24 protein-coding genes are annotated in these 24,762 nt (G+C 67.7%); 19 read left to right on the top strand and 5 right to left on the bottom strand.

What is annotated here, in order from left to right; genetic code table 11:
* Nucleotides 1-27: 27 nt before the first annotated feature.
* The 7 genes from ACT535_RS23520 (at nt 28) to ACT535_RS23490 (ending at nt 5,170) form a co-directional block, all read left to right on the top strand.
* Complete coding sequence (locus ACT535_RS23520) at nt 28-963, top strand: hypothetical protein (protein ID WP_476366232.1); 936 nt, start codon at nt 28-30, stop codon at nt 961-963.
* Between the two features lie 185 nt (nt 964-1,148).
* Entirely contained in the window at nt 1,149-2,390 is a 1,242-nt protein-coding gene (locus ACT535_RS23515; protein WP_476366270.1) for a glutamate-5-semialdehyde dehydrogenase, read from the top strand.
* On the top strand, nt 2,387-3,031 hold the full coding sequence (locus tag ACT535_RS23510; RefSeq protein WP_476366231.1) for a nicotinate-nucleotide adenylyltransferase: 645 nt from the start codon (nt 2,387-2,389) through the stop codon (nt 3,029-3,031). The genes ACT535_RS23515 and ACT535_RS23510 overlap by 4 nt, the downstream gene beginning before the upstream one ends.
* 145 nt (nt 3,032-3,176) lie before the next feature.
* Complete coding sequence (gene rsfS / locus ACT535_RS23505; RefSeq protein ID WP_168457132.1) at nt 3,177-3,557, top strand: ribosome silencing factor; 381 nt, start codon at nt 3,177-3,179, stop codon at nt 3,555-3,557.
* Between the two features lie 33 nt (nt 3,558-3,590).
* Entirely contained in the window at nt 3,591-4,073 is a 483-nt protein-coding gene (rlmH, locus tag ACT535_RS23500; RefSeq protein WP_476366230.1) for a 23S rRNA (pseudouridine(1915)-N(3))-methyltransferase RlmH, read from the top strand.
* Nucleotides 4,074-4,219: 146 nt separating this feature from the next.
* Complete coding sequence (gene ykgO, locus ACT535_RS23495) at nt 4,220-4,345, top strand: type B 50S ribosomal protein L36 (RefSeq protein WP_024276737.1); 126 nt, start codon at nt 4,220-4,222, stop codon at nt 4,343-4,345.
* 135 nt (nt 4,346-4,480) lie between these two features.
* The gene (locus ACT535_RS23490; protein WP_476366229.1) at nt 4,481-5,170 is read left to right on the top strand and encodes a tetratricopeptide repeat protein; all 690 of its coding nucleotides are present in this window, start codon (nt 4,481-4,483) and stop codon (nt 5,168-5,170) included.
* Between the two features lie 6 nt (nt 5,171-5,176).
* Here the strand turns inward: ACT535_RS23490 and ACT535_RS23485 are convergent, their stop codons facing one another.
* Both ACT535_RS23485 and ACT535_RS23480 read right to left on the bottom strand, forming a co-directional pair.
* Nucleotides 5,177-5,746 carry a DUF1036 domain-containing protein gene (locus ACT535_RS23485; RefSeq protein WP_476366228.1) on the bottom strand — a complete coding sequence of 190 codons (570 nt, stop codon included), beginning with the start codon at nt 5,744-5,746 and terminating at the stop codon, nt 5,177-5,179.
* Between the two features lie 35 nt (nt 5,747-5,781).
* Nucleotides 5,782-6,714: a DMT family transporter gene (locus ACT535_RS23480; RefSeq protein WP_476366227.1), complete on the bottom strand. Its 933-nt coding sequence runs from the start codon at nt 6,712-6,714 to the stop codon at nt 5,782-5,784.
* A gap of 201 nt (nt 6,715-6,915) precedes the next feature.
* Here ACT535_RS23480 and ACT535_RS23475 point away from each other — a divergent pair, with 201 nt between their 5' ends.
* On the top strand, nt 6,916-7,179 hold the full coding sequence (locus tag ACT535_RS23475; protein ID WP_029876550.1) for a DUF2312 domain-containing protein: 264 nt from the start codon (nt 6,916-6,918) through the stop codon (nt 7,177-7,179).
* A 31-nt stretch (nt 7,180-7,210) separates the two neighbouring features.
* Here the strand turns inward: ACT535_RS23475 and mepK are convergent, their stop codons facing one another.
* The 3 genes from mepK to ACT535_RS23460 all read right to left on the bottom strand — a co-directional run bounded on the left by mepK (nt 7,211) and on the right by ACT535_RS23460 (nt 11,921).
* On the bottom strand, nt 7,211-8,650 hold the full coding sequence (gene mepK, locus ACT535_RS23470) for a peptidoglycan L,D-endopeptidase MepK (protein WP_476366226.1): 1,440 nt from the start codon (nt 8,648-8,650) through the stop codon (nt 7,211-7,213).
* Nucleotides 8,651-9,107: 457 nt separating this feature from the next.
* Entirely contained in the window at nt 9,108-11,099 is a 1,992-nt protein-coding gene (locus ACT535_RS23465; RefSeq protein ID WP_476366225.1) for a L,D-transpeptidase family protein, read from the bottom strand.
* A 96-nt stretch (nt 11,100-11,195) separates the two neighbouring features.
* Nucleotides 11,196-11,921 (bottom strand): response regulator transcription factor, encoded by a 726-nt coding sequence (locus ACT535_RS23460; RefSeq protein WP_476366224.1) that lies wholly within the window; start codon nt 11,919-11,921, stop codon nt 11,196-11,198.
* A 220-nt stretch (nt 11,922-12,141) separates the two neighbouring features.
* Here ACT535_RS23460 and ACT535_RS23455 point away from each other — a divergent pair, with 220 nt between their 5' ends.
* From ACT535_RS23455 to atpD, 11 genes are all read left to right on the top strand, one after another.
* Nucleotides 12,142-14,046 (top strand): M3 family oligoendopeptidase, encoded by a 1,905-nt coding sequence (locus ACT535_RS23455; RefSeq protein ID WP_476366223.1) that lies wholly within the window; start codon nt 12,142-12,144, stop codon nt 14,044-14,046.
* A 79-nt stretch (nt 14,047-14,125) separates the two neighbouring features.
* Nucleotides 14,126-15,529 (top strand): murein hydrolase activator EnvC family protein, encoded by a 1,404-nt coding sequence (locus tag ACT535_RS23450; RefSeq protein WP_476366222.1) that lies wholly within the window; start codon nt 14,126-14,128, stop codon nt 15,527-15,529.
* Nucleotides 15,526-16,875 (top strand): S41 family peptidase, encoded by a 1,350-nt coding sequence (locus ACT535_RS23445; protein ID WP_168457680.1) that lies wholly within the window; start codon nt 15,526-15,528, stop codon nt 16,873-16,875. Before ACT535_RS23450 ends, ACT535_RS23445 begins: the two co-directional genes overlap by 4 nt.
* Before the next feature lie 238 nt (nt 16,876-17,113).
* The gene (locus ACT535_RS23440) at nt 17,114-17,923 is read left to right on the top strand and encodes a transporter substrate-binding domain-containing protein (protein WP_476366221.1); all 810 of its coding nucleotides are present in this window, start codon (nt 17,114-17,116) and stop codon (nt 17,921-17,923) included.
* A gap of 73 nt (nt 17,924-17,996) precedes the next feature.
* Nucleotides 17,997-18,671 (top strand): amino acid ABC transporter permease, encoded by a 675-nt coding sequence (locus tag ACT535_RS23435; RefSeq protein ID WP_168457138.1) that lies wholly within the window; start codon nt 17,997-17,999, stop codon nt 18,669-18,671.
* Nucleotides 18,668-19,327 carry an amino acid ABC transporter permease gene (locus ACT535_RS23430; RefSeq protein ID WP_476331092.1) on the top strand — a complete coding sequence of 220 codons (660 nt, stop codon included), beginning with the start codon at nt 18,668-18,670 and terminating at the stop codon, nt 19,325-19,327. Before ACT535_RS23435 ends, ACT535_RS23430 begins: the two co-directional genes overlap by 4 nt.
* Nucleotides 19,305-20,030: an amino acid ABC transporter ATP-binding protein gene (locus ACT535_RS23425; protein WP_476331095.1), complete on the top strand. Its 726-nt coding sequence runs from the start codon at nt 19,305-19,307 to the stop codon at nt 20,028-20,030. Before ACT535_RS23430 ends, ACT535_RS23425 begins: the two co-directional genes overlap by 23 nt.
* A gap of 236 nt (nt 20,031-20,266) precedes the next feature.
* A complete protein-coding gene (locus tag ACT535_RS23420) occupies nt 20,267-20,821 on the top strand; it encodes a F0F1 ATP synthase subunit delta (RefSeq protein ID WP_168457141.1) in 555 nt (184 codons plus the stop codon).
* A complete protein-coding gene (atpA, locus tag ACT535_RS23415) occupies nt 20,821-22,353 on the top strand; it encodes a F0F1 ATP synthase subunit alpha (protein WP_168457142.1) in 1,533 nt (510 codons plus the stop codon). The genes ACT535_RS23420 and atpA overlap by 1 nt, the downstream gene beginning before the upstream one ends.
* 36 nt (nt 22,354-22,389) lie before the next feature.
* A complete protein-coding gene (locus ACT535_RS23410) occupies nt 22,390-23,265 on the top strand; it encodes a F0F1 ATP synthase subunit gamma (RefSeq protein ID WP_168457143.1) in 876 nt (291 codons plus the stop codon).
* Between the two features lie 33 nt (nt 23,266-23,298).
* Nucleotides 23,299-24,735, top strand: a complete 1,437-nt coding sequence (gene atpD / locus ACT535_RS23405; RefSeq protein WP_476331102.1) for a F0F1 ATP synthase subunit beta — start codon at nt 23,299-23,301, stop codon at nt 24,733-24,735.
* Nucleotides 24,736-24,762: the final 27 nt, after the last annotated feature.

The raw sequence follows: 24,762 nt of genomic DNA, 5'->3' as shown, positions 1-24,762 counted from the left end.
TCAACTATGCCCCGGTCAGGGCGGACCATGGGCGAACGGGTAAAGCTCCCCATCTTCGGATCGGTCAAACTTGCGTTCGAGTGGAGCATCGTGATCTGCCGCAGGCATTGGCGGCTGATCGGGATTTATATCCTAGCCTGGTCGGTGCTGGGCGGCGCGTGGAATTCCCAAATCGGATTCGACACTTGGAATGTCGTGCGACCCGCTGCGGTCGCTGCACCCATGCACGCGATCCAGGCGCCACCGGTCTGGTCGGTCGCGTTGTTTATCGCCTTCGCTCTAGTTTTTATACTCTTGACGGCGATCCCGCTGATCGTGCTCGCCCTCGTTGCGCAAAATGAGGTGTTGCGGGGCCGGGCCGGGCTTGATGCAGAGACCCTGGGCAAGGGGCCAGGGCGAATTCTCGGCTACCTGCTCGATGCGCTGAGAATCGTGGTGGTGACCCTTCTTGCCATGTTGCTGGTCATGATCGTCATCGCAATTATCGGGGCTCTGCTGAGTGGGCTTAGATTGCCGGATTGGCTATCGGCCGTCGTGCTCCTTGGACCATTCCTGTTGGCCTCACTTGCGATCCAGGCCCGGCTCCTGCTCCGTCTGCCCGCTCGGGCATTGGGACAGGTTCTGCCCTGGAGCGAGGTGCAGCGGATGGGCCGTGGCAACACATGGCGCCTGGTGGGTGCGCATCTCATTCTCTGGGTGGCATTCCTTGTGCCGCTGGCCCTCGTCATGCTGCCGGTGATGTTCCTTTACGCCTCTGATTGGCCGCCGTTTGCCGCTCACTTTCCACCGACGATGGGATCCCTGCCCGCGATCCCTGTTGTCGCCCAGGCCCTGATGTCATTTCTGAATAGCGCTATCTCCACGTTCGAGTTCGTCGTTTTTTGCGCCTTTCTCGCGGTCGCGTACGAACGGTTGCTGCCGGTCCTGGAGGTCCCCGATCCCAATGCGCCGCCTATGGCCTGAGCGGCCAGCCCGGCCTGTCGCCCCGGCCACATGACGTGCTAATCAAGGCATCCGTCCCCATCTTAGGGGGCGGAAACCCTTCTCCCGTTGAAAGAGTCCTCGCCATGTCCACCGCCTCCGCCCTCCGCACCGATGCCGCCGCCATTGCGGGCCGGCCTGTGCCGCCGGCGGAGCTGGAGGGGGTGATGCTGGCCATGGGCAAGCGTGCCCGCGCCGCCGCCCGCAGCCTCGCCCTCGCGGCGCCCGAGGTGAAGACGCAGGCGCTCAAGGCCGCAGCCGCGGCGATCCGTGAAGCGGCTGACGACATCCTCGCCGCCAACGCCATCGATGTCGCCAAGGCCAAGGCGGACGGCATGACCGGCTCCTTCCTCGACCGCCTCACCCTCACCCCCGCGCGGGTGGAGGCCATGGCCGCGGGCGTGGAGCAGGTGGCGGAACTGGCCGATCCCATCGGCCTCGTCACCGAGCGTTGGACCCGCCCCAATGGCCTCATCATCGAGCGCGTGCGCACGCCGCTCGGCGTCATCGGCGTCATCTACGAGAGCCGCCCCAACGTGACGGCGGACGCCGCGGCCCTGTGCCTGCGGGCCGGCAATGCGGTGATCCTGCGCGGCGGCTCGGACAGTCTGAATTCCTCCGGCGCCATCCATCGCGCCTTCGTCGCCGGGCTCACCGCCGCCGGCCTGCCCGAGGATGCGGTGCAGTTCGTGAGCGTGCCGGACCGCGCGGCCGTGGGCCACATGCTGGCCGGTCTCGGCAATACCGTTGACGTGATCGTGCCGCGCGGCGGCAAGAGCCTCGTCGCCCGCGTCCAGAGTGACGCGCGGGTGCCGGTGTTCGCCCATCTCGACGGCATCAACCATGTTTACGTGGACAAGGCCGCCGATCTCGACATGGCGAAGACTGTGGTGCTGAACGCCAAGATGCGTCGCACCGGCGTCTGCGGCGCGGCCGAGACGCTGCTGGTGGACCGCGCGGTGGCCGGAACGCATCTCAAGCCGCTGGTGGAGATGCTGATCGACGCGGGCTGCGAAATTCGCGGCGATGCCGAGGTGCAGGCGGTGGATGCGCGCGTTAAGCCGGCGCTCCCTGAGGATTGGGACACGGAATATCTCGACGCCATCATCGCCGCGAAGGTGGTGGATGGGGTGGGCGACGCCATCGCCCATATCGAGGCGCACGGGTCCCACCACACCGATTCCATCGTCACCGAGGATGCGGCGGCGGCCGATCGCTTCCTCGCCGAGGTGGACAGCGCCATCGTGCTCCACAACGCCTCCACCCAGTTTGCCGATGGCGGCGAGTTCGGTTTCGGCGCGGAGATCGGCATCGCCACCGGGCGGATGCATGCGCGCGGGCCGGTGGGTGCCGAGCAACTCACCTCCTTCAAGTACCGCATTCACGGGTCGGGACAGACCCGCCCGTGACATCCTACGGCCCCGTCGTGGAGCCCGTGACGCCGCGCGCCGCGCGGCGTCTGCCCTTCGTCACGCCGGGGCTGCGCATCGGCCTGTTCGGCGGCAGCTTCAATCCAGCCCATGACGCGCACCGCGCGGCGAGCCTTCTCGCCCTGCGACGGCTCGGCCTCGACCGGGTGTGGTGGCTGGTGACGCCGGGAAACCCCCTGAAGGACAATCGCGCCCTGCCGCCGCTGGAGGAGCGCATCGCCGTCGCCCGCGCAGTGGCGCGTCATCCGCGCATCGATGTGACCGGCTTCGAGGCCGGCATCGGCACCCGCTACACCTACGAGACGCTGGCCTATCTGGTGCGGCGGCTGCCGGGCGTGCGCTTCGTGTGGATCATGGGGGCGGACAATCTCGCCCATTTCGACCGCTGGCAGCACTGGCGCGGCATCGCCGACCTCGTGCCCATCGCGGTGGTGGACCGAATGGGGCAGAGCCTCGCCGCGACCGCCTCTCCGGCCGCGCAGGCGCTGGCGCGCTATCGCCTCGGCGAACAGGAGGCGCGGCTTCTGGCGGACTGCGCGCCACCCGCGTGGGTGTTCCTCCACGGGCTGAAATCCCCCCTGTCTTCAACGGGAATCCGGGCCGCCCGCGCGGCTCGGTAAGGGTGCCGGATGGGTGTCGCTCGCCACACGTCTTGAAAATTCATTGATTTGCAGGCATTCTGAGGGGGTGCGACGGTTTGGACCGTCGCCTTGAGCGAGAGGATTTGGACCCCTGTCCACGACGGCACTTCTGGCGGCCGCTGAGATGACACCGCCCGCCACGGTTTCAGACGCCAAGGTTTCCGAGGCGCTTCCCGACGCTGCGGAAATCCTCGCCCTCGTCCAAGCCCGGCTGGAAGACGACAAGTCCGAGGACATCGTCTCCATCGACCTGCGCGGCAAAACCTCCATCGCCGATTACATGGTGATCGCCTCCGGCCGCTCGCAGCGGCACGTGGGCGCCATTGCCGAGCACCTCATCGAGGCGCTCAAGGCGGTGGGGATCAAGCACGTTCGGGTGGAAGGCCAGCCGGCCTGCGACTGGGTGCTGATCGACGCGAACGACGTGATCGTCCACGTTTTCCAGCCCGAGGTCCGCAGCTTCTACAACATCGAGAAGATGTGGGCCGGGACGCCCCGCTCCTGATGCGGTTTTCCGTCCAGGCGGGCCTGTGACGACGTGCGCCTCGTCCTCGCCTGTGTCGGCCGGCTGAAAGCCGGCGCCGAGCGGGACCTCGTGGCCCGCTACTTGGATCGCATCCGCCCCGCCGGCCGGCCCTTGGGCCTCGGTCCGTGCGACATGATCGAGATCGCCGAATCCGCTGCCCGCCGCGCCGAGGACCGCATGGCCGAGGAAGCGACGGCATTGCTTGCGGCGCTTCCCGCCGGAGCCGGGCTGGTGGTGCTCGATCCGCGCGGACGCAACCTCTCCAGCGAGGATTTCGCCCGCCGCATCGCGTCCGAACGGGATGGCGGGCTTTCCGCGCTCGCTTTCGTCATTGGCGGCGCGGACGGCCTCGGCGACGAGGTGCGTGCGCGGGCGTCCCTCATGATCGCCTACGGCACGGCCACGTTTCCGCACCAGCTGGTGCGTGTCATGCTGGCGGAACAGCTCTATCGGGCAGTCACCATCCTCGCCGGGCATCCCTATCACCGGGCCTGATCGCCGGAGGTGCGAATCCGCCGCTCGCATTGACATCCCCGTTCCGGACCCTTATCACGCCGGCTCCGATCCAATTCCCGGTGTCGATAGGCCGCGCGGCAAGCGCGCCGCGGTCGGCTCCGAATTTCGACACGAGCGAGTTTGTCATGAAGATCCGCAATTCCCTGAAGTCGCTGCTCGGCCGCCACCGCGAGAACCGTCTCGTGCGCCGCAAGGGCCGCGTCTACATCATCAACAAGACCCAGAAGCGCTACAAGGCCCGCCAGGGCTGAAGCCCGGCCTGAGCGCCGCCGGACTGAGGTCAAGGCGGCGGTCTTGAGCAGATGTGATCTCTTGCGCCGGCCCGGGACCTCCCCGCGGCCGGCGCAACTGTTGACGGCGCGTGCAACGCGGCGGAGACTTCGCCGATGACCTTCCGCGCGATGCCTCCCGTCCCCGCCAGCCGCACGCTCCGTGCCGCGCGTCTCGGCCTCGCCGCCGCTCTCTTGATTGCGATCTCCGGCGGCCTCGCTCAGGCGCAGCAATTGCGCGGCGACAAGGCGATGCCGCAACCCGGCCCTCCGTCCGCCAGCCCGTCCGATCCCGCTCCTGCGCGTCCGCGCCTGCCGAAGGACAAGCGCACCCAGGTGGAGGGCCTGTTCGCCGCCCTGAAGGTCGCCCCCGACGATCGCAGCGCCAAGATGATCGCCGACCGCCTCGACCAGATTTTCGGCGATTCCGGCAGTCCCAGCGCGGACCTGCTCATGGCCCGGGCGGCCGCCGCAGCGGAGGCGAAGGAGACGGACCTCGCCCTCCAACTGCTGGACGCGGTGATCGAGATCGAGCCCGACTATATCGGTGCGCTCAGCCGCCGGGCGACCATCTTCTACCTGCGCGACGACTACGGCGCGGCCCTCGCGGACATCCGGGAGGTGCTGGCGCGCGAGCCGCGCCATTTCGCCATGCTCTACGGCCTCGCCCTCATTATGCGTGACCTCGGCGACGACAAGCGCGCATTGCAGGCTGTGCGGCAGGCGCTGGCGGTCAATCCCCGCCTCGATGGCGCGGGCGAGCTGGAAAGCCAGCTGACCATCAAGGTGGAGGGTCGCGGAATCTGATCCGCCTCAGGGTTTCGCCCGCGGCGCCGGTGGCGGCAGGGGCGCGGGACCCTGTCCCTGCTTCGCCTGGTTCGATTCCGTGAGCTGCACGGTCCAGGATTTCTGCTCCTGCGTGTCCACCTCGAAGAAGCCGGTGCGGTCGAAGCCACGGGCGAGGCAATCCTCCGCGCCCTTGATGGTGAACTCCTTTTCCCGGGTACACATGTAGGCTTTGCCGGCCCACTCGCCGCCCTGGTCGTAGTCGACGGCGTAGAGGTAATAGAAGCGCGCCGAGAGGTCTCCCCGCAGCAGCGTCTCGCAGCTGTTGGCCGCCACGTTCCACCAGCCTTCTGTGGCCCAGGCGTCGCCGTCCTTGTAGCCGAGGGCGATGCCGATCCGGCTCTGGGTGCGGTTGCACAGCCGGAACTCGGCGGCCGCGGGCGTGGGGATGAGCGTGATGCCGATCCCGAGCGCGAGGGTGGCGCCGAGCAGGAGTGCGAGGTTTCGCGGCGCGGGGTTCACCCGCCGGCCCGGCGCGCGCGACGCGCAGGGTTCGGGCATGCCGTCGAAGCGGGAGGGCGTGGCGGCGAAGGGCATGATGAGGTGTTGTGTGCCCCGTGGGCGCCGGGGCGTCAATGCCTGCCCTCCCGGTACCCGGTGCCGGACGCATCCATCCCGGCCTCACCCGTGCGGGTCCGCTGTGCGCGCGGACGGGCCACCACGATGCCGGCGAGGATCAGCGCGCCTCCGGCGGCCTGAAGCGCGGTGATCGGCTCACCCAGCAGGAGCGCGCCGAGGGCGGCGGCAGAGGCGACCTCCAGGAAAAAGACCAGCGCGCCAAATGCCGGCGGTACGGCGGCGAGGCCCACCGCCATCAGCCCCTGTCCGCCCACCTGCGAGACGAGGGCCAGCGCCACCAGCGCCGCCAAGCCGCCGGTGCTGGCCGGCCACAGGGTCGGCTCCGCAATGAGGGCCACCGCCAGCAGGATCAGTGCGGTCGTCGCGGTGGAGACGAGGGTGACGGCCGCCGCGCCGCGCGAGGCCCGCGCCCGGCTCACCGCGAGGAAATAACCCGCGAAGAACACGGCCGTCGCCAGCCCGGCGGCGTCGCCGGGCAGATGCTGCGGATCGAACTGCCACGAGCGCCCCACCAGTGCCAGAGCCCCCGCGATGCACAGCGCGAGGCCGATGAGGCCGGCGCGGGACACCTTCTGGCGCAGCACCAGCACCGCGAAGGCGGTGATCCACAAGGGCGAGGTGGTGGCCAGCACCGTGGCGTTGGCGACAGTGGTGCCGAGGATGGCGAGATGCCAGAAGAACAGGTCTCCGGCGAAAAAGGCGCCGGCGAGCAGCGAAAGCCGGTCGGGCCGGAAGGCGCGCGCCCCTTCCGCAAGCGCCGCCCAGAGGGCCAGGGGCGGCAGGGCCAGCGCCACCCGCCAGAAGGCGCTGGCGAACGGGCCCACGTCCGCGAGCCGGACGAACAGCACCGAAGCGCCCATGGCCAGCGCCCCGAGCGTCAGCATCAAGGTACCGAACGCCAAGGGGAAGGAGGACGTTCTGCTCACGAAAGTTCGTCCGCGCCCGGGTCTCGAGCCACTTGTGGATCACGGGCGGGGTGGAAAGCGGGGACGCATCCTTGACGCGCGGCGTCCGGCCCGCCTCTATCAGCTTTCCCTCCGGAGCCATCACGGCTCCACCCTTTGACCTGCGCGCCGGCCCGGCATGGCCTCGACGGACGCGCGGCGGAACCCAAGGAGACCGTCCAGGTGGCGGAAGACGTTTCAGATTCCCCCGCGGGCTTTGCCAAGGAACAGCTCAAGTCCTTCATCGAGCGCATCGAGCGGCTCGAGGAGGAGAAGAAGGCCATCGCCGACGACATCAAGGACGTGTTCGCCGAGGCCAAAGCCAACGGCTTCGACGTGAAGGCGCTGCGCACGATCCTGAAAATCCGCAAGGAGGACGTCGACGAGCGCAAGGAGCACGAGGCCATCGTCGATCTCTATATGCAGGCGCTGGGCATCTTCGTCTGACGGCAGCGGGCGCAGGGGGCGCCCGCGCGGATCACATGCGCTGGCTGTTGTAGGCCACCTGGGGCGCACGGAACACGTAGGTCGGCAGGTCCGCTACGGCGGTGCCGGCGAAGCGGGCCTTCAGGCCGAAAGAGCCATCCCGCGAGAACGCCGTCGCCACAACTTCACGCGGCGGCGCCATGAAGGTCGCCAGCTGCCGCATTTCCGGCACGCGCAGATAAAGCTCGTTGGAGAGGCTCGGCGACAGGAACAGGCGCCCGAAGGCGATTTCCGAGAGCTTGGTGCGCTGCCGGCCGGTCGTCGGGGCGCTGGCTGCCGCCACCGGCGTCGTCGCGACAGGCGCCGGCGGGTGTGCGTGGGCGCCGGCCATGAAGCCGCCGGTGAGCGGCATGCGCTGATCCATCATGGAGCCGGCGGACGCATAGCCGAGAACCGGTCCGGTCTCGCCTTCGGTACCGCGCGTGATGACGGAGGGCAGCGGCACCGGCGCCGAGGCGAAGCTGGCCGTGCGGGTGTCGCGGTCGGCCTCCGCCGGGCGGGGCAGGGGCAGCGGCGCGAGGAAGCCGTTGCGCGTCGCCTGGGTGCTGACCATGGCGCCAGCGACGAGTTCAGCCGGGCGGGTCGGGGGAACCGGCATGGTCGCGGAAGCCGTCCGCACCGCGCGGGCGGGCGCGGACGCCGGCGTGTCGCGAGAGGCGGTCTCTTCGCCGGACGCGACCGTGGAGGAGGCGGCGGTCGGGGTTTCGCCGCCCTCGTCGTCGTCCGCGTCCTTCTTGCCGAACAGGCTGGCGAAGAAGTTCTTGCCCTTGCCGGCATCGGCCACGGCGACGCCGGGCTTCGAGCCGCGCGCCTGGATCTCCGCCAGCGCCACGTCGTATTTCGCCAGCGGCCGACCGTCGGTCGGCACATGCACGGTCTTGCCGTCGGGGAAGACGCGGGCGAGCTGGTCGTGGGTCATGCGCGGCCAGTGGCGCACGTTGCCGGTATCCATGTGGACGAAGGGCGAGCCGGACGTGGGATAGAAGCCGACGCCGCCGCGCTGGAGCCTGAGGCCGGCCACGCGCAGGTCGGTGAGGTTCACGCCCGGAATGTAGAAGTCCATCGCCTTGCCCAGCATGTGCTGGGAGAATTTCGCCACGCCGCTGGAGCGGGAGCGCAGCATGGAATTGGTTTCCGGCGAGCGATAGGACGAGACGATCTGGATCGGGGCACTGGCGTCCACCTCCCGGTAGACCTCCCAGACGATGTCGAACAGATGCGGGTCCATCTGGGTCGACTTCTGGTTGCGCCAGTCGCGCAGGAAATGGTTTAGCTCGGCGAGCACGGCCTGATCGTAGCGGCCGTCCTTCTTGAAGGTGAAGCTGCCGCTCTCGCCGGAATGGGTGTGGTGCAGGGTGATGGTGCGGGTGTCGCCGTTGGCGACTGCATTCTGCAGCGAGGTGGTGCCGGCGAGGACGAGGCTGGCGGCCATTGCGAGGGCTGGCAGGGTCGCCTGAAAGGCGGACCGACCGCGCTGGCCGCTAATGCGGCGCGTGTGGCGGACGGTTTCAGGCGCGGTGCGGATGGCCAATGTCTCGAACCCGAGGCTCAGATTTCAAGGACTTCGCGATGTGTTGCCGCGAAGCGATGGAGACGGAGTCTTGTCGGGTTCGGTTAAGGGCGTGTTGACGCCCAGCTCCCCCAGCTCCCCGAGGTCGGCAGATGGCCGGTGCCTCGGGTCACGGTCCCGTGAGTAGCGGCGGAGTATGGCGAAAACGTGCCACGCGTTGCGTGGAGCTGTGGCTCTGACGCATCAGGCAAGGGGCAGCAGTGCTGACTTTCCGGCAAAATTCGCGGCAGGTTGTCGCGGACCAGACTGCGACCAAGAGGCTAAACTATTGATACAAAACAAAAGGCCCGCCGAAGCGGGCCTTTGCAGTGCGGAGCGCTCAGCGCGCGCGGGGCGCCGTCTTGGGCGTGGTGCCGTCGGCGATTCGCTGCTTGCCGTCGAGGCCCAGATAGGTCTTCGTGGCCGCGTTGATGCCGTAGAGGTCCTCGCGCATCATGAGGCGGCCGGACCCGTCCACGACGGCGTTGAAGTAGACGATGTGGACTGGGAAGCGCTGCTTCAGGTTGATGTAGCGCTCCGAGCCGCCAAACATCTTGGAGATGCGCTGCTCGCTCCAGGTGTCGCCCGGCAGGCCCATGTTGAAGATGACCTCACCGAACTTCAGCGGCTCGTAAACGCGCACGCAGCCGTGGCTGTAGGCGCGGCGGTCGTTCTGGAACAGCGCCTTGGACGGCGTGTCGTGCAGATAGACCGAGTGATCGTTGGGGAACATGAACTTGATGCGCCCGAGCGCGTTGCGCTCGCCGGGGTCCTGGCGGAACGAGTAGCCGCCCGAGCCATTGCGGACCACCTGGATGCCCCGACGGGCGAGGGCGCCGGGATCGCTGCGCAAGAGCGGCATCATTTCGTTGCGGGCGATGCTCGGCGGGATGTTCCAGGCCGGATTGACGACGATGTACTGCATGTCGCGGGTCAGCAGCGGCGTCGGCGTCTCCGGCTTACCCACCACCACGCGGGTTTCATGGATCACCCGGCCGTCCTGGTTGATGCGCACCATGAACTCGGGAATGTTCACCATGACGTATCGTTCGCCGAGGTCGCGCGGCAGCCACCGCCAGCGCTCCATGTTGGCGATCACGTCGTTGCGCAGGCTGCCGCCCCCGCTGGTGGCGCCCACATTGAGCGCGGCGAGCGTCGCTGGCCCGATGATGCCGGTCGGCTTGATCTTCGCCGATTCCTGGAAGGCCTTCACCGCCTCCACCAGCGCCGGGTCGTAGACGAGATCGTCTCCCGGCTTGCCCGCGATGCCGAGGCGGGCGCGCAGGGTGGGCATGCGCGGATCGCTGGCACCGGGCTTGACCTGGGGGCCGGGCGGAATGGCGGGGATGGTCGGCGCGCTTCCATTGGCCCTGGCGAGCTGAGCCTTCAGCGCCTTGTAGCCCGCGTGGGGCGGGTTGAAGGCGGCGAGCGCGGCGTTGGCGTCGGGCGCGTAGGCCACCTTGGTCAGGGCCGCGGTCGGGTCCGGGATGTCGCGCACAGGGGTGACCAGCGACGAGATGCGGCCGGGATCGAAGCGGCCAGACTGCGCATGGCGCGCGTAGGTCATGGCCGCGACGGCGATCTTCAGCTCGGTGCGGGCGAGATCGGCGGCCGTGGCACCCTTCTTCGGCAGGGGCACCTGATAGTCGGCAGGGTCCAGCCCATCCTCGCCGGCCGCATCAAGGCGGGCGATCACAGCCTTGCCACGCGCATCGAGGCCCGTGTCGGTGACGAACACCGGCATGGTCTGGCGGGCGCCGTAGAAGGCGGCGAGCGCCTCCTGCTCCTTTTTGGAAGCGGTGACGGTCTCGGGCGTGGCGAGGAGCGTGGCGATGGCCTCGCTCACCGGCGCGAGCGGGTTGGCGGCGACCGCAGGCTGCGGTGCGGGAGCGGGCGTCGCGGCCTGGGCGGGAGCAGGCTGGGCAGAGGTTGCGGGCGCCGGGTTGGACTGGGCCGACGCGGGCGCTTGAACCGAGGCTGGTGCTTGACCGTCGCCAGCCGAATCGACGCCGCCGCGAACCGGGTTCGTAACGGAGGCGGGAGGGGCGGCACGGGGCATAGATGTAGGGGCAGCGGCTGCCGGGGGCAGGGGCGTGGTGAGCGGAACCGCGGCATTGCCTGCGCCGTCGATCCCGCCGGTCGCGCGGGCGCCGGCGGGCGCTGCGGCGCTCGTGCCGATATCACCCGTGCCCATGCCGGCATTGGCGGTGACGGGAATGTCGCCCGGTGCGGCGGCGGCTGGGGCGACGCCGAGGGAGAGACCCACCAGGCCAGCGCTCATCAGCCGGCACAACGTGCCCGCGACGCTAACCTCACGCTGCGCGATACCCATTGTGCTCTCCTCGCCTCCACCCGCTGTGTTGGTGCCGTGCCGGGAGGCTTCGATCAACTCACAAGCTTGGGCGAATGCCGGGTTTATGGTGGCTTGTCACTCGGCAGCAACAAATTGTGCCGCTGACGGTTCCATCTGATGGTTTTCATCTACCTCTGTCTCGCCCAGTTCGGCGAGCTTGCGGTAAAGGGTCGAGCGGCCGATGCCGAGCCGGCGGGCCACCTCGGCCATCCGGCCACCATAGAGGTGGCAAGCAAAACGAATGGCTTCCGCCTCGATCTGGTCGAGCCTGCGGGCGTGGCCGGAGGCGTCCAGCCGGGCGAACGCAGAGCCGATCACCTCCTCGCCCGCGTACTCCTGGCGCGCCTGCACCGCTGCCGAGGGGAAGGCGATCACATTGTCCTGAGCTGCGGGTAATGGAGCCCGCAGGGGGACCGCTCGGCTGCCCGCCGCGGCCCGCGCGAACGCCACCGCATTGCCGAGCGCCACCTCCAGGCGCAGCGCGCCGGCCGGCTTCACCACGAAATCGCGGGCTCCGGCCCGGATGGCGCCACTGGCCGCATCGAGCCCCGCGGGCGTCACCTGAACCACGACCGGGGTCGCGTCACCGCCTGCCGCGAGGGCTGCCAGGACGCCCATGCCGTCGAGCCCCGGCAGCACGAGGTCCAGCAGCACCGCGTCGAATCGCTCCGCCGACAGGAGGGCGAGGGCGTCGTCGCCGTCATGGGCGACGGTGCAGCGGTAGCCCATTCGGGTCAGCGCCTGTTCGAGGCGGCGCGCCTCATCGGAATCGTCTTCGACGATCAGAAGGGAGGAAGACATGGAGAGGCGGGCGACTCAGGCTGGCAGGGATTCGTCAGCGAGATTGGGCGGCGATGGTTAAGAACCCCTGACCCAAATCCTCCCGGCCCGCGGAAGCCCGAAAGCACCTCCACCGACCCGGCTTGCGGCGCAGGGCCATTGCGGCGATTTTGTCCGCCACGATCGAGTGCAAGAGCGGGTGCGGCCGACACGGACCGCGCCGCCCGTTTCCGGAGGTTCCATGCCGCACACTCTTCCGCACGCCATTGCCCGCGTTTCGGCGATGCCCGTTCGTTCGCACGATTTCGAAAGCGCCTTTGCCGCCGCCCGCCACGCCGCCCAGACCGCCGTCGCCTCCGCCGCAGCCACCGAGGCGCTGCCGGAGTGGAACCTGACCGACCTCTATGCCGCCATGGACGCGCCGGAGCTGGCTGCGGACATCGCCAAGGCCGATGCCGAATGCCGCGCGTTCGAGGACGCCTACAAGGGCAGGCTCGCCGACATCCTCGCCGCCCCCGGCGCCGGCGCGGCTCTGGCCGAGGCGGTGAAGCGCTATGAGGCGGTGGATGACCTCCTCGGCCGCATCGCCTCCTATGGCAGCCTCGTCTATGCCGGCGATACCTCGGACCCGGCCCGCGCCAAGTTCTACGGCGACATCCAGGAGAAGCTGACCGATTCGTCCACCCATCTCCTGTTCTTCACGCTGGAATTGAACCGGCTGGACGACGCGGCGCTGGAAGCCGCCATGGCCGATGCGGCGCTCGCCTATTACCGGCCGTGGGTCGAGGACCTGCGGAAGGACAAGCCCTATCAGCTCGACGACAAGATCGAGCAGCTGTTCCACGAGAAGTCGAGCCCGTCGCGCAGCGCCTGGAGCCGGCTGTTCGATGAGACGATCTCGTCCCTGCGGTTCAACGTGGACGGGCAGGAGCTTGCCATCGAGCCCACGCTGAACCTCATGCAGGACCCTAAGGAGGAGGTGCGCCGCACCGCCGGTCTCGCCTTGGCCGATACCTTCTCCAAGAATTTGCGCCTGTTCACCCTCATCACCAACACGCTGGCGAAGGACAAGGAGATTTCCGACCGCTGGCGCGGCTTCCCCGATGTCGCCTCTTCCCGCCACCTCGCCAACCGGGTGGAAAAGGAGGTCGTGGACGCCATGGTCTCGTCCATCCGCGAGGCCTATCCGCGCCTCTCGCACCGCTATTACGCGCTGAAGGCCCGCTGGTTCGGCAAGGACAAGCTGGAGTTCTGGGACCGCAACGCGCCGCTGCCCAAGGTGGAAAGCCGCGACATCGGCTGGGGTGAGGCGAAGGACACGGTGCTGACCGCCTACGGCAACTTCTCGCCGAAGATGGCGGACATCGCCCGCACCTTCTTCGACAAGTACTGGATCGACGCGCCGGTGCGTCCGGGCAAGTCGCCGGGCGCGTTCGCCCATCCGACCGTGCCGTCGGCGCACCCCTACGTGCTGCTCAACTACCAGGGCAAGCCGCGGGACGTGATGACGCTGGCCCATGAGCTGGGCCATGGTGTCCATCAGGTGCTCGCCGCGCGCCAGGGCGCCCTGATGGCGCCGACCCCGCTGACGCTGGCCGAGACCGCCTCGGTGTTCGGCGAGATGCTGACTTTCCGCAAGCTCCTGGATTCGGCGGAAAATCCGAAGGCCCGCAAGATCATGCTCGCCCAGAAGGTGGAGGACATGATCAACACCGTGGTCCGCCAGACCGCCTTCTACACCTTCGAGCGCCACGTCCATTCGGAACGGCGCCAGGGTGAGCTGACCTCGGAGAAGATCGGCGAGATCTGGATGCAGGTGCAGAGCGAGAGCCTTGGCCCGGCGATCCATCTCGGTGCGGGATACGAGACCTTCTGGACCTACATTCCGCACTTCATCCACTCGCCCTTCTATGTCTACGCCTACGCCTTCGGCGACTGCCTCGTGAACTCGCTCTATGCGGTGTACGAAAAGGCCTCCGACGGCTTCGCGGAACGGTATCTCGAGATGCTGGCGGCAGGTGGCACCAAGCACCATGCGGAGCTGCTGGCCCCGTTCGGCCTCGACGCCCGCGATCCCGCCTTCTGGCAGACCGGCCTCAACCTCATCGACCGCATGATCTCCGAGCTGGAGAGCATGGAGGGCTGAGCCGGCACGGGCTCAAGGAACCGCTTGCGGACGCCTTGGGCTTTACCGATCCTCAACCCTGTTCGTTGAGGATCGGTTCATGATGCCGCGGTCGGTCCTGATCCTCCTGACGCTGGCCGCGACCCTTATGGCCGCGGCGCCGTGGCTGCGTGTACCACCGGCCGTCGCCCAGCCGGGCGCCCCCGGGCCGGCGGTGCCCCTGCCGCCGCCGGTTCCCAACCGCACCGGCATCGATACCGACGCGCTGAAGGCCGACGTGAAGGGCTCCGAGGAGGCGCAGCGCAAGCTCCGCGCCGATCTGGAGGCGGCCAAGGGCGATCGCGGACGTCTGAACCAGATGCTGCTCGACACCGCCGCCCGCACCCGTGCGGTGGAGCAGCAGCTCATCGATGTGGAAGGCCGCATCGCCCAACTCGACCGGTCCGCCGCCGATCTCAGCACTTCCCTCGGCAAACGTCGGGGCATCCTCGCCCAGGTGCTGGCCGCGCTGATGCGCATGGGCCGCGAGCCGCCGCCCGCCATCCTGATGCGGCCGGACGATGCCCTCGATGCGGTGCGCTCGGCGATCCTGCTCGGCGCTCTGCTGCCGGAACTCAGGGTGGAGGCGGAGACGCTCGCCTCCGACCTTTCCGAGCTGTCGCGGGTGCGCACCGAACTCGCGTCCGCCCGCGACAGCCTCACCGGCCTGCGGGCCGACCTCGACGAGGACAGCCGCCGGCTCGCCGTGCTGGTGGGCGAGCGCCAGAAGCGGCAGGCCGAGGAGCATCCGGTCGCCTCCGCAGACAAGGCGCAGGCGGAAAGCGTCGCCAAGGCGACCCCTGATGTGCACGATCTCGTGACGAGGCTGGAGAACGAAGTGGGGCCTTCCGCTAGGGCAGCGGACGCCGCGCAGGCGGTGACGCGTCCCCAGGAGCCCGGCCGGCCCGACCTCACGGCACTCAAGGATCCGGCGCGCATCACGCCGGCCATCGCGTTCCCGCAGGCCAAAGGGCTGCTGCCGCTTCCTGTGGCGGGTGTGACGCTGCGGAATTTCGGCGCGGCGGACGGGGTGGGCGGGACCGAGAAAGGCATCACCATCGCCACCCGCACGGGTGCTCCGGTAAGCGCGCCCGCGGACGGCTGGGTGGTCTATGCCGGACCTTTCCGCAGCTATGGCCAACTCTTGATTATCAACGCGGGCGGTGGCTACCATATTCTGATGGCAGGCATGGAACGGATCACCGTGGACCTCGGCCAGTTCGTCCTCGCGGGCGAGCCGGTGGGGGTCATGGGGGGCCTGTCCCGCACCGTGGCCAATACGGTGCAGCGCGGTCCGGGGGGTATCGGCTCCGGGGGGAGCGGCGCATCCGCCCAAAACGGCTCATCGTCGCCGGCAACGGCCACGGGACAGCCCCAATTGTATGTCGAGTTCCGAAAAGACGGGCTCTCGATCGACCCCACGCCATGGTGGGCGGCAACGGACAGTCAGAAGGTACGTGGATAATGCGTCGGACGTCTCTCTTTCTACTTGGCGTGGCGGCTGGCGCCCTCGTGGCGGTTGCAGCGGTCCAGCCACGGCTGATCCTCGGGACCGCGGCCGAGGCCGCGTCGTCCGACACCTACAAGCAGCTCAACCTGTTCGGCGACGTGTTCGAGCGCGTGCGCTCCGACTATGTCGAGAAGCCCGATGACGCCAAGCTGATCGAGGCGGCCATCAACGGCATGCTCCAGTCGCTCGATCCGCACTCCTCCTACATGGACGCGAAGAATCACCGCGACATGCAGGTTCAGACCCGCGGCGAGTTTGGCGGCCTCGGCATCGAAGTCATCATGGAAGACGGTCTCGTGAAGGTCGTCACCCCCATGGAGGGCACCCCCGCGGCCAAGGCCGGCGTGCTCTCCGGCGACCTGATCGCCAAGCTCGACGGCGACCAGGTTCAGGGCATGACCCTGAACGAGGCGGTCGACAAGATGCGTGGGCCGGTCAACACGCCCATCACGCTCACCATCCTGCGCAAGGGCGCGGAGAAGCCCATCGAGGTGAAGCTGGTGCGCGACACCATCAAGCTTCAGACGGTGCGCTCGCGCGTCGAAGCGGATGACATCGCCTATATCCGCATCAATTCCTTCACCAACGAGCAGACCTTCGAGACCCTGAAGAAGGCCATCGACGATCTGACGGCGAAGATCGGGCCGGACAAGATCAAGGGCTACATCATCGACCTGCGCAACAACCCCGGTGGCCTGCTCGACCAGGCGGTGGCGGTGTCCGACGCTTTCCTCGAGCGGGGCGAGATCGTCTCCACCCGCGGCCGCAACCCGGAAGAGACGCAGCGCTTCAATGCCCGCGGCGGCGACCTCACCAAGGGCAAGCCGGTGATCGTGATGGTGAACGGCGGCTCGGCCTCGGCGTCCGAGATCGTCGCCGGCGCGCTGCAGGATCACAAGCGGGCGACGATCCTCGGCTCGCGCACCTTCGGCAAGGCCTCGGTGCAGACCATCATCCCGCTCGGCCAGCAGGGTGCGCTGCGGCTCACCACGGCGCGCTACTACACGCCGTCGGGCCGCTCCATCCAGGCCAAGGGCATCGAGCCCGACATCGTCCTGGTGCAGGACCTGCCGGACGAGATGAAGCAGAAGCTGGGCGTCTCCACCGACTCGACCCGCGGCGAGGCCTCGCTGAAGGGTCACCTCAAGAACGGCGACGACGAGCAGACCGGCTCGCCCTCCTACGTTCCGCCGGATCCGAAGGACGACACCCAGCTCAAGCTCGCCGTCGAGCTGATGAAGGGCACCGTCAAGAACGCCGCCTTCCCGGCGACGCCCAACAAGTCTTCGCAGGCGAACTGACGCCCTAACGGAAGCCGGACGGCGCGCCGTTCGGCAACTGCTTATACTTTAGGCAAATGCCCCGTCCGAATGCTCGGGCGGGGCATTTTGCGTTTAGGGCTGCTGCCGGGGAGCCCGCGGCAGCAAGGCTTGGTCCCTGCCGGCCGCCGCGCGGGCGATTGCATGCACGCTGGCATACCCCTTGCTCCAGTGGGTGGAATGGCGCGCAGGCGCCGCCCACGGAGTTTCGGTCCCCGCCATGCAGGCCACCCGCAGATCTTTCCTCGCCCGGACCCTGGCCGGAGCTGCCCTCGGCAGCGCGCTGGCCCTCGGCCTCACCGCTGTCCCGGCCGCCGCGGAAGCGCTCGACGACATCCTCAAGGCCGGTGTCATCAAGATCGCCGTGCCGCAGGACTTCCCGCCGTTCGGCTCGGTGGGCACCGATCTCAAGCCCGTGGGATACGATATCGACGTGGCCAACCTCATCGCCAAGGGGCTGGGGGTGAAGGCGGAGCTGGTGCCGGTGTCGAGCGCCAACCGCATTCCCTATCTGCAGACCAAGAAGGTCGATCTCGTCATTTCCAGCCTCGGCAAGAATCCCGACCGCGAGAAGGTGATCGACTTCTCGGTGGCCTACGCCCCCTTCTTCAACGGCATCTTCGGCCCCGCCGACGTGAAGGTGGAGAAGGTCGAGGACATCGCCGGCATGACGGTGGGCGTCACCCGCGGCTCGGTGGAGGATCTGGAGCTGACCAAGGTCGCCCCGCCCACCGCCGACATCAAGCGCTACGAGGACAACAATTCCACCATCTCGGCCTTCCTCTCCGGCCAGGTAAAGGTGGTGGCGACCGGCAACGTGGTGGCCGCCGCCATCCTCGCCCGCAATCCGCCGAAGAAGCCCACCGTTAAGGTGCTCATCAAGAACTCGCCCTGCTACGTCGGCCTGAACAAGGACGAGCCGAAGCTGCTCGAGAAGGTCAACGCCATCCTCGCCGCCGCCAAGGCCGACGGCGCGCTAGAGAAGATCTCCGAGAAGTGGCTCGGCGCCCCGCTGCCGAAGGACCTCTGAGGACGATCCTCCCTGTCCGGTGACGGGCAGGGGGCGATCCACGGGCGCGGCGCCATCGGGGGACCAGCCGGACATGGCCTACAGTTTCGATTTCTCATCCCTGGCCGACTACGGGCCGGTGCTGGCGAAGGGGGTCGCCATCACCGTGGAACTGATCGTGGTCGGTGGTGCCCTTGGCGTCGGGCTCGGCATCGCCTGTGCCTGGGCCAAGGCGCTGGGGCCGCGCTGGCTCCGCCCCGCCGTCTCGGCCTATGTGGAGCTGATCCGCAACACGCCCTTCCTGATCCAGCTGTTCTTCATCTTCTTTGGCCTGCCGGCGGTCGGCGTGGGGCTCACCGAGATGCAGGCGGCCATCCTCGCCATGGTCATCAATCTCGGCGCCTACGCCTGCGAGATCATCCGCGCCGGCATCGAGGCGACGCCGCGCGGCCAGTTCGAGGCCGGCGCCAGCCTCGCCATGAGCCCCCTCCAGACCTTCCGCCACGTGGTGCTGGTGCCGGCGCTGCAGAAGATCTGGCCGGCGCTGAGCTCGCAGATGGTCATCGTCATGTTCGGCTCGGCGGTGTGCTCGCAGATCTCGGTGGAGGAGCTGACATTCGCCGCCAACTTCATCCAGTCGCGCACCTTCCGGGCCTTCGAGGCCTACATCGTCGCCACCGTCCTCTATCTCCTTCTGGCGGTGCTGCTGCGCCAGGTCATGCGAGGGCTCGGGCTGTTTCTCTTTCCCCGCCGGAGGAAGGCGACATGACCCAATTCACCACCTGGGACATCGTCTCCAACCTGCTTCTGGCCGCGCGCTGGACGGTGCTGCTTTCCATCGTCGCCTTCATCGGCGGCGGCGTGGTGGGGCTTGTGGTGCTCTACTGCCGCATCGCCCGCAAGGTGTGGCTGCAGCGGGCGGCGAATCTCTACATCGAGCTGTTCCAGGGCACCCCGCTCTTGATGCAGCTCTTCCTCATCTTCTTCGGCCTGCCGCTCCTGGGCCTCGACGTTTCGCCGTGGGCTGCGGCCTTCGTGTCGCTGACGCTGTGGACGTCCGCCTTCCTCGCCGAGATCTGGCGCGGCTGCGTGGAAGCGATTCCCCGCGGCCAGTGGGAGGCCTCGTCCTCGCTCGCCATGAGCTTCTTCGAGCAGTTGCGCTACGTGGTGCTGCCGCAGGCCCTGCGCATTGCCGTGCCGCCCACGGTGGGCTTCTCCGTGCAGGTGGTGAAGGGCACGGCGCTCACCTCCATCATCGGCTTCGTGGAGCTGTCGAAGGCTTCCACCATCATCACCAACGCCACGTTCGAGCCGTTCACCGTCTACGGCTTCGCCGCCCTCATCTATTTCGTGCTGTGCTGGCCTCTGTCGAAGAGCAGCCAGCTTCTCGAAAGGAAGCTGAATGTCGCTCATCACCATCACTGAGGTCCGGAAGAGCTTCGGCACGAACGAAGTGTTGAAGGGCATCAACCTCGACGTGGCGGCCGGCGAGGTCATCGCCATCATCGGCAAGTCGGGATCGGGCAAGTCGACCCTCCTGCGCTGCATCAACGGGCTTGAGACCATCAACGACGGCTCCATCACCGTCGCCGGCGCCCAGCTGGCACCGGACGAGGTGCATCTGCGCGCGCTTCGGCTGAAGGTCGGGATGATCTTCCAGGGCTTCAACCTGTTCCCCCACCTCACCGCCGGGCGCAACGTGATGCTCTCGCCCATGGTGGTGAAGAAGGTGTCGCAGAAGGAGGCGGAGACCGAAGCGCGGGTGCGGCTGGAACAGGTGGGGCTCGCCCACAAGTTCGACGCCTATCCCGACGAACTGTCCGGCGGCCAGCAGCAGCGTGTGGCCATCGCCCGGGCGCTGGCCATGAAGCCGCTCGCCCTCCTGTGCGACGAGATCACCTCCGCGCTCGATCCCGAGCTGGTCAACGAGGTGCTGGCCGTGGTGAAAAAGCTGGCCGAGGAGGGGATGACCCTGCTCATGGTCACGCACGAGATGAGGTTCGCGCGGGAGGTGTGCGACCGGGTGGTGTTCATGCACCAGGGGCGGGTGCATGAGATCGGTCCCCCGGAAGATGTATTTGCGAATCCTCAAACGGCAGAGCTCCGGCAGTTTCTCGGCCAAAGCTGAGGCGCCGGCTCGGGTTTCGTTACGGTCAAGCCTGTCGCGGTGCGGCAATGCGGCCTATGCGCCATCCTCCCGTCATGTTGCCGCCTTGATCTGCCTGTGTTAGGCACTCCGGGATTTCGAGGGACGGGTTCAGCCCCCTCGCGAAGTCGCACAATTTTATTCCCAACAGATCAAGGGCTTGGGGAGAGGTGACGCAAGGTGCGTGACCGGCCCTGGAAGTCCGAGAGAGGTGCGGGGTGGCGGATACGATCGTGTCAGGCATGGCGGGGCGCTATGCGACCGCGCTGTTCGAACTGGCGAGCGAGGCCGGCGCCGTCGATTCCGTGAAGGCGGATCTCGATCGCCTGTCGGCCCTGATTGCAGAAAGCGCGGATCTGGCGCGGCTGGTTAAGAGCCCGGTCTTTTCGGCCGAGGAGCAGCTGAAGGCCATCGCCGCGGTTCTTGGTCAGGCAGGCATTTCCGGTCTTGCCGGAAATTTCGTGAAGCTGGTGGCGCAGAACCGCCGCCTGTTCGCGCTGCCCAGGATGATTTCTGATTATGCCGCCCTCGTGGCCGCCCAGCGCGGCGAGACGACGGCGCAGGTGACGGTGGCCGCTCCTCTGAGCGACACCCACTTCGCCGCGCTCAAGGACGCGCTGGCGCAACAGACCGGCAAGGACGTGAACCTCGACGTCACCGTCGATCCGTCCATCCTCGGTGGTCTCATCGTGAAGCTCGGCTCCCGCATGGTCGACGCGTCGCTCAAGACCAAACTCAATTCTATCCGGCATGCGATGAAAGAGGTCCGCTGATGGACATTCGAGCCGCTGAAATCTCCGCCATCCTCAAGGAGCAGATCCAGGGCTTCGGCCAGGAGGCTGAAGTCTCCGAGGTCGGCCAGGTCCTCTCCGTCGGTGACGGCATCGCCCGCGTCTACGGCCTCGACAACGTCCAGGCCGGCGAGATGGTCGAGTTCGAGAACGGCACGCGCGGCATGGCGCTGAACCTCGAAATCGACAACGTCGGTATCGTGATCTTCGGCTCCGACCGCGAGATCAAGGAAGGCCAGACCGTCAAGCGCACCGGCGCCATCGTGGACGCCCCGGTCGGCAAGGGCCTGCTCGGCCGCGTCGTGGACGCGCTCGGCAACCCGATCGACGGCAAGGGCCCGATCATGTTCACCGAGCGTCGCCGCGTCGACGTGAAGGCGCCGGGCATCATCCCGCGCAAGTCGGTGCATGAGCCCATGCAGACCGGCCTCAAGGCCATCGACGCGCTGATCCCGATCGGCCGCGGCCAGCGCGAGCTGATCATCGGCGACCGCCAGACCGGCAAGACCGCCGTCGCGCTCGACGCCATCCTGAACCAGAAGCCCCTCAACGCCGGCGACGCCCCCGAGAGCCAGAAGCTCTATTGCGTCTACGTCGCGGTGGGCCAGAAGCGCTCCACCGTCGCGCAGTTCGTGAAGGTGCTCGAGGAGCAGGGCGCGCTGGAATATTCCATCGTCGTCGCCGCCACCGCCTCGGACGCCGCGCCGATGCAGTTCCTGGCGCCGTTCACCGGCACCGCCATGGGCGAGTATTTCCGTGACAACGGCATGCACGCGCTCATCATCCACGACGACCTGTCCAAGCAGGCCGTGGCCTACCGCCAGATGTCGCTGCTGCTGCGCCGCCCGCCGGGCCGCGAAGCCTATCCCGGCGACGTGTTCTACCTGCACTCCCGCCTGCTGGAGCGCGCGGCCAAGCTGAACGACGCCCACGGCGCCGGCTCGCTCACCGCCCTCCCGGTCATCGAGACCCAGGCGAACGACGTGTCGGCCTACATCCCGACCAACGTCATCTCCATCACCGACGGCCAGATCTTCCTTGAGTCCGACCTGTTCTACCAGGGCATCCGCCCGGCGGTGAACGTCGGCCTCTCGGTGTCGCGCGTGGGCTCCTCGGCCCAGATCAAGGCGATGAAGCAGGTGGCCGGCAAGATCAAGGGCGAGCTCGCCCAGTATCGTGAGCTGGCGGCCTTCGCCCAGTTCGGCTCCGACCTCGACGCCTCCACCCAGAAGCTGCTCAACCGCGGCGCCCGTCTGACCGAGCTGCTGAAGCAGAGCCAGTTCGCGCCGCTGAAGGTCGAGGAGCAGGTGGCGGTGATCTATGCCGGCACCAACGGCTATCTCGACCCGCTGCCTGTCTCCAAGGTGCGCGAGTTCGAGCAGGGTCTGCTCCTGGCGCTGCGTTCGCAGCATCCGGAGATCCTGGATGCCATCCGCACGTCCAAGGAACTGTCCAAGGACACCGCCGAGAAGCTGACGAAGGCGATCGACGCCTTTGCCAAGAGCTTTGCCTGAACGGCGCCTGTTCCTCGAACCTGACGGACGGGCACGATGGCGAGCCTGAAAGACCTACGAAACCGCATCGCCTCGGTGAAGGCGACGCAGAAGATCACCAAGGCGATGCAGATGGTCGCCGCGGCGAAGCTGCGTCGTGCCCAGATGGCGGCGGAAGCGGCCCGTCCCTATGCCGAGCGCATGGAGACGGTGCTGGGCAATCTCGCCGCCGGCATCATCGGCGGCGGGCAGGCGCCCGTCCTCATCGCCGGAACCGGCTCCACCCAGAAGCACCTGCTTCTGGTGGCCACCGGCGAGCGTGGCCTGTGCGGTGCCTTCAACACCTCCATCGTCCGCCTCGCCCGCGAGCGGGCGCAGCAGCTCCTCGGCGAAGGCAAGGACGTCAAGTTCTTCTGCGTCGGCCGCAAGGGCTATGACCAGCTGCGCCGGGTCTATCCCGACCGCATCATCGAGCTGGTCGACCTGCGCTCGGTGCGCACGCTGAGCTTCAAGGATGCCGACGCCATCGCGTCGAAGATCCTGTCCCTGCTGGACCATGGTGCGTTCGACGTCTGCACGCTCTTCTACGCCCAGTTCAAGAGCGTGATCTCTCAGGTGCCGACCGCCCAGCAGATCATCCCCGCCACCTTCGAGGCGCGGGACGCGGATGCGGCCGGTCCGGTCTATGAATACGAGCCGGCCGAGGAGGACATCCTCGCCGACCTGCTGCCCCGCAACATCGCGGTGCAGATCTTCCGCGCCCTCCTGGAAAACCAGGCGTCGTTCTACGGCTCGCAGATGAGCGCCATGGACAACGCGACGCGGAACGCGGGCGACATGATCAAGAAGCAGACGCTGATCTACAACCGGACGCGTCAGGCCATGATCACGAAGGAACTCATCGAAATCATCTCCGGCGCCGAAGCGCTCTGACCACGGCCTGGACGAGGACAAAGGACGACGAACATGGCGAACCCCACCGGACGCATCACCCAGGTCATCGGCGCCGTTGTCGACGTGCAGTTCGACAGCCACTTGCCGGAAATCCTCAACGCGCTCGAGACCACCAACCACGGCAACCGCCTGGTGCTCGAGGTGGCCCAGCATCTCGGCGAGAACACCGTCCGCGCCATCGCAATGGACGCCACCGAGGGCCTCGTGCGCGGCCAGCCCGTGACCGACACTGGCGCCCCGATCCTGGTGCCCGTGGGTGACGCCACCCTCGGCCGCATCATGAACGTGATCGGCGAGGCGGTGGACGAGCTCGGCCCGGTGGTCGGCGAGACCAAGCGCGCCATCCACCAGCCCGCCCCGTCCTACGCGGACCAGTCCACGGAAGCGGAAATCCTCGTCACCGGCATCAAGGTGGTGGACCTGCTCGCGCCCTACTCCAAGGGCGGCAAGATCGGCCTGTTCGGCGGCGCCGGCGTGGGCAAGACCGTGCTCATCATGGAGCTCATCAACAACATCGCGAAGGCGCACGGCGGCTATTCCGTGTTCGCCGGCGTGGGTGAGCGCACCCGCGAGGGCAACGACCTCTATCACGAGATGATCGAGTCCAAGGTGAACGTGGACCCCCACGAGCACAACGGCTCGGCCGCCGGCTCCAAGTGCGCCCTCGTGTACGGCCAGATGAACGAGCCTCCGGGCGCCCGCGCCCGCGTCGCGCTCACCGGCCTCACCGTCGCCGAGCACTTCCGCGACCAGGGCCAGGACGTGCTGTTCTTCGTGGACAACATCTTCCGCTTCACCCAGGCCGGCTCGGAAGTGTCGGCTCTGCTCGGCCGCATTCCCTCGGCGGTGGGCTACCAGCCGACGCTGGCCACCGACATGGGCGCCCTGCAGGAGCGCATCACCACCACCACCAAGGGTTCGATCACCTCGGTGCAGGCCATCTACGTGCCGGCCGACGACCTGACCGACCCGGCGCCCGCCGCCTCCTTCGCCCATCTCGACGCGACGACCGTGCTCTCGCGCTCCATCGCCGAGAAGGGCATCTACCCGGCGGTGGACCCGCTGGACTCCACCTCGCGCATCCTCTCTCCGCTGGTCATCGGCGAGGAGCACTACAACGTGGCGCGCCAGGTGCAGCAGACCCTCCAGCGCTACAAGGCGCTGCAGGACATCATCGCGATCCTGGGCATGGACGAGCTTTCCGAAGAGGACAAGCTCACCGTGGCCCGCGCCCGCAAGATCGAGCGCTTCCTCTCGCAGCCCTTCCACGTCGCGGAAGTGTTCACCGGCTCGCCCGGCAAGCTGGTGGACCTCAAGGACACCATCGCCGGCTTCAAGGGCCTCGTCGAAGGCAAGTACGACTACCTGCCCGAGCAGGCCTTCTACATGGTCGGCTCCATGGACGAAGCCATCGAGAAGGGCAAGAAGCTGGCCGCCGAGGCGGCCTGATCCCATCCACGCGGCGGAGCGATCGCG

The organism is Xanthobacter sp. DMC12 (assembly GCF_056314105.1).
The sequence above is the reverse complement of the archived record's forward strand: the minus strand, read 5'-3'. Positions and strand labels throughout refer to the sequence as shown.

Excerpts from the sequence above, each read along its gene's own strand:
- ACT535_RS23520 (WP_476366232.1), top strand. The coding sequence starts at position 28 with ATGGGCGAACGGGTAAAGCTCCCCATCTTCGGATCGGTCAAACTTGCG.
- ACT535_RS23515 (WP_476366270.1), top strand. The coding sequence starts at position 1,149 with ATGCTGGCCATGGGCAAGCGTGCCCGCGCCGCCGCCCGCAGCCTCGCC.
- rsfS (WP_168457132.1), top strand. The coding sequence starts at position 3,177 with ATGACACCGCCCGCCACGGTTTCAGACGCCAAGGTTTCCGAGGCGCTT.
- ykgO (WP_024276737.1), top strand. The coding sequence starts at position 4,220 with ATGAAGATCCGCAATTCCCTGAAGTCGCTGCTCGGCCGCCACCGCGAG.
- ACT535_RS23490 (WP_476366229.1), top strand. The coding sequence starts at position 4,481 with ATGACCTTCCGCGCGATGCCTCCCGTCCCCGCCAGCCGCACGCTCCGT.
- ACT535_RS23485 (WP_476366228.1), bottom strand. The coding sequence starts at position 5,746 with ATGCCCTTCGCCGCCACGCCCTCCCGCTTCGACGGCATGCCCGAACCC.
- mepK (WP_476366226.1), bottom strand. The coding sequence starts at position 8,650 with ATGGCCGCCAGCCTCGTCCTCGCCGGCACCACCTCGCTGCAGAATGCA.
- ACT535_RS23465 (WP_476366225.1), bottom strand. The coding sequence starts at position 11,099 with ATGGGTATCGCGCAGCGTGAGGTTAGCGTCGCGGGCACGTTGTGCCGG.
- ACT535_RS23460 (WP_476366224.1), bottom strand. The coding sequence starts at position 11,921 with ATGTCTTCCTCCCTTCTGATCGTCGAAGACGATTCCGATGAGGCGCGC.
- ACT535_RS23455 (WP_476366223.1), top strand. The coding sequence starts at position 12,142 with ATGCCGCACACTCTTCCGCACGCCATTGCCCGCGTTTCGGCGATGCCC.
- ACT535_RS23450 (WP_476366222.1), top strand. The coding sequence starts at position 14,126 with ATGATGCCGCGGTCGGTCCTGATCCTCCTGACGCTGGCCGCGACCCTT.
- ACT535_RS23440 (WP_476366221.1), top strand. The coding sequence starts at position 17,114 with ATGCAGGCCACCCGCAGATCTTTCCTCGCCCGGACCCTGGCCGGAGCT.
- ACT535_RS23435 (WP_168457138.1), top strand. The coding sequence starts at position 17,997 with ATGGCCTACAGTTTCGATTTCTCATCCCTGGCCGACTACGGGCCGGTG.
- ACT535_RS23430 (WP_476331092.1), top strand. The coding sequence starts at position 18,668 with ATGACCCAATTCACCACCTGGGACATCGTCTCCAACCTGCTTCTGGCC.
- ACT535_RS23425 (WP_476331095.1), top strand. The coding sequence starts at position 19,305 with ATGTCGCTCATCACCATCACTGAGGTCCGGAAGAGCTTCGGCACGAAC.
- atpA (WP_168457142.1), top strand. The coding sequence starts at position 20,821 with ATGGACATTCGAGCCGCTGAAATCTCCGCCATCCTCAAGGAGCAGATC.
- ACT535_RS23410 (WP_168457143.1), top strand. The coding sequence starts at position 22,390 with ATGGCGAGCCTGAAAGACCTACGAAACCGCATCGCCTCGGTGAAGGCG.
- atpD (WP_476331102.1), top strand. The coding sequence starts at position 23,299 with ATGGCGAACCCCACCGGACGCATCACCCAGGTCATCGGCGCCGTTGTC.